The organism is Streptomyces incanus (genome assembly GCF_042656345.1).
Classification (GTDB): domain Bacteria; phylum Actinomycetota; class Actinomycetes; order Streptomycetales; family Streptomycetaceae; genus Streptomyces; species Streptomyces incanus.
On record NZ_JBHSPC010000035.1, the window covers coordinates 32,867 to 41,547 of the forward strand.

8 protein-coding genes and 1 pseudogene are annotated in these 8,681 nt (G+C 69.2%); 7 read left to right on the forward strand and 2 right to left on the reverse strand.

All coding sequences use genetic code 11. From position 1 onward, the window contains the following. From ACFP2V_RS13470 to ACFP2V_RS13480, 3 genes are all read left to right on the forward strand, one after another. On the forward strand, nucleotides 1-1,342 hold a 1,342-nt coding region (locus tag ACFP2V_RS13470), incomplete at its 5' end, for a M16 family metallopeptidase (RefSeq protein ID WP_381210565.1). A 55-nt stretch (nucleotides 1,343-1,397) separates the two neighbouring features. Then, nucleotides 1,398-2,150 carry a 4-hydroxy-tetrahydrodipicolinate reductase gene (dapB, locus tag ACFP2V_RS13475; RefSeq protein ID WP_381210567.1) on the forward strand — a complete coding sequence of 251 codons (753 nt, stop codon included), beginning with the start codon at nucleotides 1,398-1,400 and terminating at the stop codon, nucleotides 2,148-2,150. A gap of 15 nt (nucleotides 2,151-2,165) precedes the next feature. Further along, nucleotides 2,166-2,609: a tetratricopeptide repeat protein gene (locus ACFP2V_RS13480; RefSeq protein ID WP_381210570.1), complete on the forward strand. Its 444-nt coding sequence runs from the start codon at nucleotides 2,166-2,168 to the stop codon at nucleotides 2,607-2,609. A 166-nt stretch (nucleotides 2,610-2,775) separates the two neighbouring features. Here the strand turns inward: ACFP2V_RS13480 and ACFP2V_RS13485 are convergent, their stop codons facing one another. Beyond that, nucleotides 2,776-3,330 carry a hypothetical protein gene (locus ACFP2V_RS13485; protein WP_381210573.1) on the reverse strand — a complete coding sequence of 185 codons (555 nt, stop codon included), beginning with the start codon at nucleotides 3,328-3,330 and terminating at the stop codon, nucleotides 2,776-2,778. Nucleotides 3,331-3,513: 183 nt separating this feature from the next. Further along, nucleotides 3,514-3,753, reverse strand: coding sequence for a hypothetical protein (locus ACFP2V_RS13490; RefSeq protein ID WP_381210576.1), 240 nt, complete (start codon nucleotides 3,751-3,753; stop codon nucleotides 3,514-3,516). 189 nt (nucleotides 3,754-3,942) lie between these two features. On the opposite strand from ACFP2V_RS13490, the pseudogene ACFP2V_RS13495 reads away from it, so the two are divergent. From ACFP2V_RS13495 to ACFP2V_RS13510, 4 genes and pseudogenes are all read left to right on the forward strand, one after another. After that, nucleotides 3,943-4,245: pseudogene (locus ACFP2V_RS13495) on the forward strand (FAD-dependent thymidylate synthase); the annotation flags it as partial. Then, entirely contained in the window at nucleotides 4,225-5,454 is a 1,230-nt protein-coding gene (gene thyX / locus ACFP2V_RS13500) for an FAD-dependent thymidylate synthase (protein ID WP_381210586.1), read from the forward strand. The pseudogene ACFP2V_RS13495 and the gene thyX, both read left to right, overlap by 21 nt. A 218-nt stretch (nucleotides 5,455-5,672) precedes the next feature. Further along, a complete protein-coding gene (dapA, locus tag ACFP2V_RS13505; RefSeq protein WP_381210579.1) occupies nucleotides 5,673-6,572 on the forward strand; it encodes a 4-hydroxy-tetrahydrodipicolinate synthase in 900 nt (299 codons plus the stop codon). A gap of 158 nt (nucleotides 6,573-6,730) precedes the next feature. Then, a complete protein-coding gene (locus tag ACFP2V_RS13510) occupies nucleotides 6,731-8,416 on the forward strand; it encodes a ribonuclease J (protein ID WP_381210582.1) in 1,686 nt (561 codons plus the stop codon). The last annotated feature ends 265 nt before the right edge of the window (nucleotides 8,417-8,681 follow it).

Consider the following 8,681-nt stretch of genomic DNA (forward strand, 5'->3'; position numbering starts at 1 on the left):
CTCGGAGGAGCGGGCCGTCGCCCGTACCCAAACCCTCATCCAGGGCGAGAACGGCATCGGCACCGTCCGCAGGACCACCATCCCCGGCGGGCTGCGCATCGTGACCGAGACCCTGCCCTCGGTCCGCTCGGCGACCTTCGGCATCTGGGCGCACGTCGGCTCCCGCGACGAGACCCCGGCCCTGAACGGCGCCACCCACTACCTGGAGCACCTGCTCTTCAAGGGCACGCACCGCAGGTCCGCCCTGGACATCTCCGCCGCCATCGACGCCGTCGGCGGCGAGATGAACGCCTTCACGGCCAAGGAGTACACGTGCTACTACGCACGTGTACTCGACACCGACCTGCCGCTCGCCATCGACGTGGTCTGCGACATGCTGACCGGCTCCCGCATCCTCGAGGAGGACGTCGACATCGAGCGCGGCGCGATCCTCGAAGAGATCGCGATGACCGAGGACGACCCGGGCGATGGTGTGCACGACCTGTTCGCGCACACCATGTTCGGCGACAACCCGCTGGGCCGCCCCGTCCTCGGCACGGTCGACACGGTCAACGCCCTCACCGCCGACCGCATCCGCCGCTTCTACAAGAAGCACTACGACCCGACCCACCTCGTGGTCGCCTGTGCGGGCAACATCGACCACGACCAGGTCGTACGCCAGGTCCAGGCCGCCTTCGAGGCGGCCGGCGCGCTCAAGGACCCGGACGCCCAGCCGATCGCCCCGCGCGGCGGACGGCGCACGCTGCGCACCGCGGGCCGTGTCGAGGTGATCGACCGGAGGACCGAGCAGGCGCACATCCTCCTCGGCATGCCAGGCCTGTCCCGCACCGACGAGCGGCGGTGGGCCCTCGGTGTGCTCAACACGGCCCTCGGCGGCGGCATGTCCTCCCGCCTGTTCCAGGAGGTCCGGGAGAAGCGGGGCCTGGCCTACAGCGTGTACTCGTACACCTCCGGCTTCGCCGACTGCGGCCTGTTCGGCGTGTACGCCGGGTGCAGGCCGTCCCAGGTGCACGACGTGCTGAAGATCTGCCGCGACGAACTCGACCAGGCCGCCGAGCACGGTCTGCCCGACGACGAGATACGGCGCGCCATCGGCCAGCTCCAGGGCTCCACCGTCCTCGGCCTGGAGGACACCGGCGCGCTGATGAACCGTATCGGCAAGAGCGAACTGTGCTGGGGCGAGCAGATGTCGGTCGACGACATGCTGACCCGGATAGCCTCGGTCACCATGGACGATGTCCGCGCGGTCGCCCGCGACGTCCTGGGGCAGCGGCCCTCGCTGTCGGTCATCGGCCCGCTCAAGGACAAACAGGCGGCCAGGCTGCACGGCACCGTCGCCTAGGCCCTGTCCGGCCCAACCCCACGGGTTCGGCCTCTCCGAGAAGGAAGCAAGGAAGATGAGCAAGCTGCGTGTGGCGGTCCTCGGAGCCAAGGGCCGCATCGGGTCCGAGGCGGTACGGGCCGTCGAGGCCGCCGACGACATGGAACTGGTGGCCGCGCTCGGCCGGGGTGACCGGTTGGAGACCCTTGCCGAGACCGGCGCACAGGTCGCCGTCGAACTGACCACCCCCGCCTCGGTCATGGGCAACCTCGACTTCTGCGTACGCCACGGCATCCACGTGGTCGTCGGCACCACCGGCTGGACCGACGACCGCCTCGCACAGCTGACGGGCCTGCTCGACCAGTCGCCGGAGACGGGCGTGCTCATCGCACCGAACTTCTCCATCGGCGCCGTGCTGACCATGAAGTTCGCGCAGATCGCCGCCCCGTACTTCGAGTCCGTCGAGGTCGTCGAGCTGCACCACCCGAACAAGGTGGACGCACCCAGCGGCACCGCCACCCGCACCGCCCAGCTCATCGCCGAGGCCCGCCGCAAGGCCGGCAGCGCCCCTGCCCCGGACGCCACGGTCACCGCCCTGGACGGCGCCCGCGGCGCCGACGTGGACGGCATCCCGGTGCACGCCGTCCGGCTGCGCGGCCTGCTGGCCCATCAGGAGGTCCTGCTCGGGGCTGAGGGCGAGACCCTCACCGTCCGCCACGACTCCCTGCATCACAGCAGCTTCATGCCGGGCATCCTGCTGGGCGCCCGCCGCGTGGTGACCACTCCCGGCCTGACCTTCGGCCTGGAACACTTCCTCGACCTGAACTGAGCCCGAGCCCACCCCATGCGCGCGAAGATCTCCTACGCCATCACGGCCGCCGTCCTGGTCGTCTACTTCGTCCTGGTCGGCAGCCGCGGTGTGCTCCTCATCCAGGCCGGGACGCCCCTCACCGTCGCCTTCGGCGTGGCGGTGCTCATCCTGCCGGTCATCGGCGTGTGGTTCCTGTGGAAGAACACCGAGTTCGTCCGCAACGCCAACCGGCTCGCCGCCGAGCTCGACGCCCAGGGCGGACTACCCGTGGACGAGCTCAAGCGCCTGCCCAGCGGCCGTGTCGACCGCGACTCGGCCGACGAGGTCTTCGCCCGGCGCAAGGCCGAGACGGAGGACGCCCCCGACGACTGGCGCAGCTGGTTCCGGCTCGCCGTCGCCTACCACGACGCCCGGGACACCCCGCGCGCCCGCAAGGCGATGCAACGCGCGATCGCCCTGCGCAAGACGGCTCCCTGACGTCTCGCCGAGCCGGTGTCCCCTCCGGCGCCCGAGCACAACAGGGCGACCGCAGCGGGGCTACTGCGGCAGGACGACCGAAGCAGGGCAGAAAGCGACCCGGGGTCCGGTCCGCGTGTGCGGACCGGACCCCGGGTCGTGCGTGTGCGCAGCGGTCCGGTCCGGCTCAGTCCCGCCGGTACTCGTCGGCCCAGACCTCCACCGAGTCGGCCGCCCGGTCGAAGGCCACGTTCCGCCCCAGGAAGTCCGCGTTGTGCGAGGTCAGCAGTGGCGGTACGGGAGCCGCCGACCGCCCCCGCCGGACGACCAGCAGCGCCTGCCCCTGCACCGTCCGCGGCAGCCCCAGCCAGCGCACCGGCTGCTGCACCGTGCGCACCGCGACGACCTGGTCCCACGGCGTCGTACGGGTGATGAACGGACTCACCTGCCGCAGCCCATGGGCACTCACCCACGTGCCCATGCGCAACAACCGCAGCGCACCGACGATGACGACCAGTGCGACCCCGAAGACCACACTGGCCGACGACAGCGATGCCGTAGCCGCGATGATCACCGCTGAGAACAGCACGAACGAGGCGAGCAGCAGCAGTATCGCCGCCGCTCCCACCCGCCACGGACCCGGGCGGTACGGGCGCCGCCAGCGGTCACGGTCGTTGTACGGCAGCGCGGCATCGTCAGCCGTCTCGAAGGCGCGGTCGGCCGTCAGGAAGGGCAGGGGCACGGCTGGGTCCTCACTCGATCCATGCGTGGGCAGTGCCCGGTGAGGCTACCGAGCCGTAGCACCCCCCACCACCTTCGGGGTCCGGTTGAGAATCGGACCCCACCCTCCGGGCGGTTCGGCGTGCGGCCCGCCCTCTGCCGGCGTGGGGCCGAGCCTCCGGTCCGGCGTCCCTTCGACGGGCGTTCAGCGTTGGTCGGACGCCTCCGACTGCTCGGTCCCCGTGGCCGACCGGTCCGTGGACAGCGCGGGCATCCCGAGCACCAGGGACCCCACCAGCCCGGCGACGATGCAGCCCCCCAGCAGCCAGCGCCCGGCCAGCTCGCCGGCGGAAGCCGGCTCGCGCGGCGGAGGCGCGACATTGCTGCGGAACGCGTCGGCGTCGGAAAGGAAGGCGAACGGCACGGATTCCCGTCGACCGAACATCAGTGGTACTTCTCCCCTCGAACCCTGAGAACCTCGAACGAATGACTCTCACCGGCACAAACGAGTGACACCGGCAGAAGGTGCCCAGACCGCGGAAATCCCTCCCGGCACGGCCCGTCCCCCGCCGCGAGGGGCGCCCCCGTAGAGTGGTCGCCGACCCGCAGCCGTGATGTGACCGGAAGGACCCCCTTGAGCTCCGCCGACGATCCCCAGCCGTCAACGCCCGACGACGTCACCTTGCGGAGTGACGTCACCGTCGAACTGGTGAAGTCCAGCGCCTCGGACTCGGACGTCCTGTTCGCCGCCCGCGTGTCGACCCTCGGCGAGCAGTCGATCGGGGAACTGGAGAAGGATCCGGAGCGCTCCAAGGGCCTGATCAACTACCTGATGCGGGACCGGCACGGCAGCCCGTTCGAGCACAACTCCCTGACGTTCCTCGTCAGCGCCCCGATCTTCGTGTTCCGTGAGTTCATGCGCCACCGGGTCGGCTGGTGCCTGCCGGGTGACGCCAGGATCCGCGTCGGTACCAGCAAGAACGGCAAGACCAAGCGCATCGCGGACATCCACCGGGACTGGAAGATCGGTGTGCCCGACTCGATGGGGCGCACGCGCAGACTGAAGTCCTGTCAGAACCTCCTGGCCGACACCATCGACCTGGAGACCGGGCTGGCGGAGAAGGCGCGCATGGTCGACGTCTTCGAGTCCGGCGTGAAGCCGATCCTCAGGGTCTCGACAACCAACGGCAAGGTTCTGCGTTGCACCGCGGACCACCGTGTATGGACGCCGGAAGGCTGGGTCCGCGCCGGCGACCTGCGCGTCGGCGACCGGGTCGGGCGGCTCGGCCGGGTGGGGGTCGGCGAGCGGGTCGGAATCCCGAAGCGCCTGCGCGAGGGGATCCAGATCTGGACCACCGAGCAGCGAGCCGGTCTCATCGCGCCCATGGACCTCTGCTACCTCTGCGAGGAGAAGTTCGAGGCAAAGGACCTGGAGCTGGACCACGTCATCCCCGTGGACGCCGATTTGACCAAGTCGCTCGACGTCTCGAACCTGCGACCGGCCTGCAAGTCGTGTCACCAGCGGAAGACCAACGGCGAAGGCGTGCCGATGGGAGTGCGCCGCCGCGCCCTCCAGAACGGTGTGTGCTGGGAGGGCGTCGTCTCCGTCACCCCCGACGGGGAGGAGATGACCTACGACATCTCCATGCCGCCGCCGCACCACAACTTCATCGCGGACGGCTTTGTCGTCCACAATTCGTACAACGAGGAGTCCGGGCGCTACCGCGAGCTCCAGCCGGTCTTCTACGTCCCCGGCGAGGACCGCAAGCTGGTCCAGCAGGGCCGCCCCGGCAAGTACGAGTTCGTCGACGGCACCCCCGAGCAGTACAAAGTTGTCACCGACGCCATGGAGGAGTCCTACCGGCAGTCGTATGCCGCGTACCAGGAGATGCTGGCGGCCGGCGTCGCCCGCGAGGTCGCCCGCGCCACCCTCCCGGTCGGTCTCTTCTCCTCGATGTACGCCACGTGCAACGCACGCTCGCTGATGCACTTCCTCGGCCTGCGCACCCAGCACGAGCTGGCGAAGGTGCCGTCCTTCCCGCAACGGGAGATCGAGATGGTCGGCGAAAAGATGGAGGCCGAATGGGCTCGGCTCATGCCGCTCACCCACGCCGCCTTCAACGCCAACGGGCGCGTGGCCCCGTAGCCCCAGGGGCGGGCCCTGAACGTCGGTCGGGCACACACGTACGGTCAGCCCTCCGAGGTGTCCGGATTGCGGTATTTCCAGTAGTTCATCTAGCCTGATCAAACGGGCCCGGCACTGCCTGAACCCCCGAGCAGGCAGTGCCGGGCTCCCCCTTCGCCCCCACTTGCCGTCTCCCCCGAGGGCAGACCCTGCCCCGAGCAACGAGTAGCGTGTAACCCATGGCTCCGACCTCCACTCCGCAGACCCCCTTCGGGAGGGTCCTCACCGCCATGGTCACGCCCTTCACGGCGGACGGCGCACTCGACCTCGACGGCGCGCAGCGGCTCGCCACCCACCTGGTGGACGCAGGTAACGACGGCCTGATCATCAACGGCACCACCGGCGAGTCCCCCACCACCAGCGACGCGGAGAAAGCGGACCTCGTACGGGCGGTCCTGGAGGCGGTCGGAGACCGCGCCCACGTGGTGGCCGGGGTCGGCACCAACGACACCCGTCACAGCATCGAACTGGCCCGCACCGCGGAGCGCACCGGCGCGCACGGCCTGCTGATCGTCACCCCGTACTACAACAAGCCCCCGCAGGAAGGCCTGTACCGGCACTTCACGGCCATCGCCGACACCACCGAGCTGCCGGTCATGCTCTACGACATCCCCGGTCGCAGCGGTGTCCCGATCAACACCGAGACACTCATTCGCCTGGCCGAGCACCCGCGGATCGTCGCCAACAAGGACGCCAAGGGCGACCTCGGCCGTGCCAGCTGGGCCATCGCCCGCTCGCGCCTCGCCTGGTACTCCGGTGACGACATGCTGAACCTGCCGCTGCTCTCCGTGGGCGCCGTCGGCTTCGTCTCGGTCGTCGGTCACCTCGTCACGCCCGAGCTGCGCGCCCTGGTCGAGGCGTACACCTCGGGGGACGTCCAGAAGGCCACCGAGATCCACCAGAAGCTGCTCCCCGTCTACACGGGTATGTTCCGTACTCAGGGCGTGATGACCACCAAGGCGGCGCTCGCCCTGCAGGGCCTGCCCGCCGGCCCCCTGCGCGCCCCCATGGCCGCGTGCACGCCGGAGGAGATCGAGCAACTCAAGATCGATCTTGCCGCCGGCGGGGTACAGCTCTGACAACAGACTTCGCGCGACCGCTCGCGCAACCTGACTCCACAACTGAATAAGCGGCGGGCCACCGGTGCCCGCGCATCACAACGACAACTGCTTCTGCACGAACGTCACGCGCGCCACGTGCCCCACCGGGACGTGGCGCGCGTGGTGAGGAGAGTCTTTTGAGTCATCCGCATCCTGAACTCGGCTCGCCGCCGCCGCTCCCCGCGAACGGCCTGCGCGTCACCCCACTCGGCGGTCTCGGCGAGATCGGCCGCAACATGACGGTCTTCGAGTACGGCGGCCGCCTGCTCGTCGTCGACTGCGGCGTGCTCTTCCCCGAGGAGGAGCAGCCCGGAATCGACCTGATCCTGCCGGACTTCACGTCCATCCGGGACCGCCTCGACGACATCGAGGGCATCGTCCTCACGCATGGTCACGAGGACCACATCGGCGGCGTTCCCTTCCTGCTCCGCGAGAAGCCGGACATCCCGCTGATCGGCTCCAAGCTGACCCTCGCCCTCATCGAGGCGAAGCTCCAGGAGCACCGCATCCGCCCGTACACCCTGGAAGTGACGGAGGGGCACCGGGAGCGCATCGGCCCGTTCGACTGCGAGTTCGTCGCGGTCAACCACTCGATCCCCGACGCTCTCGCCGTGGCCATCCGCACGCCCGCGGGCATGGCGGTCCACACTGGCGACTTCAAGATGGACCAGCTCCCGCTGGACAACCGCCTCACGGACCTCCACGCGTTCGCCCGGCTCAGCGAGGAGGGCATCGACCTCCTCCTGTCCGACTCGACGAACGCCGAGGTCCCGGGCTTCGTCCCGCCCGAACGGGACATCTCCAACGTCCTGCGCCAGGTCTTCGCCGGCGCCCGTAAGCGGATCATCGTGGCGAGCTTCGCCAGCCACGTCCACCGCATCCAGCAGATCCTGGACGCGGCGCACGAGTACGGCCGCCGGGTCGCCTTCGTCGGCCGCTCCATGGTCCGCAACATGGGCATCGCGCGCGATCTCGGCTATCTCAGGGTTCCGCCGGGCCTGGTCGTCGACGTGAAGACGCTGGACGACCTGCCGGACAGCGAAGTGGTCCTGGTGTGCACGGGCTCGCAGGGCGAGCCCATGGCCGCCCTGTCCCGGATGGCCAACCGCGACCACCAGATCCGCATCGTCCAGGGCGACACGGTGATCCTCGCGTCGTCCCTCATCCCCGGCAACGAGAACGCGGTCTACCGGGTGATCAACGGCCTGACCCGCTGGGGCGCCAACGTCGTCCACAAGGGCAACGCCAAGGTGCACGTCTCGGGCCACGCCTCCGCCGGCGAACTGCTGTACTTCTACAACATCTGCCGTCCGAAGAACCTGATGCCGGTGCACGGCGAATGGCGCCACCTGCGAGCCAACGCCGAGCTGGGCGCCCTGACCGGTGTCCCGCACGACCGCATCGTCATCGCCGAGGACGGAGTCGTCGTCGATTTGATCGACGGCAGAGCGAAGATCTCCGGCAAGGTCCAGGCCGGGTACGTCTACGTGGACGGCCTCTCCGTCGGCGATGTCGGCGAGCCTGCCCTGAAGGACCGCAAGATCCTCGGCGACGAGGGCATCATCTCGGTCTTCATGGTGCTCGACTCGTCCACCGGGAAGATCACCGGCGGCCCGCACATCCAGGCACGCGGCTCCGGCATCGAGGACTCCGCCTTCAGCGCCGTACTGCCGAAGATCATTGAGGTCCTGGAACGGTCCGCCCAGGACGGCGTCGTCGAAGCGCACCAGATGCAGCAGCTGGTACGCCGCACGCTGGGCAAGTGGGTCTCCGACACCTACCGGCGCCGGCCGATGATCCTGCCCGTGGTCGTGGAGGTCTGACGACCTGTAGGACAGTCCGTACACCAGAACTGGGAGCGGGGCACCTCGATTTGCATCGGGGCGCCTCGCTCCAGTACGTTTACACCTCCCACCAACCGGGAACCCGCCTGCTTCGCGCAGCGGATCCAGTCCCCGGAGGGGCGGGAAAAACCGACTCAGAATCTCTGATAAAGTCGGAACCGCCGGAAAGGGAAACGCGGAAGCGAACACCCGGAAGGCGAAACCCCGAGGAAATCGGATCGGAAAGATCTGATAGAGTCGGACA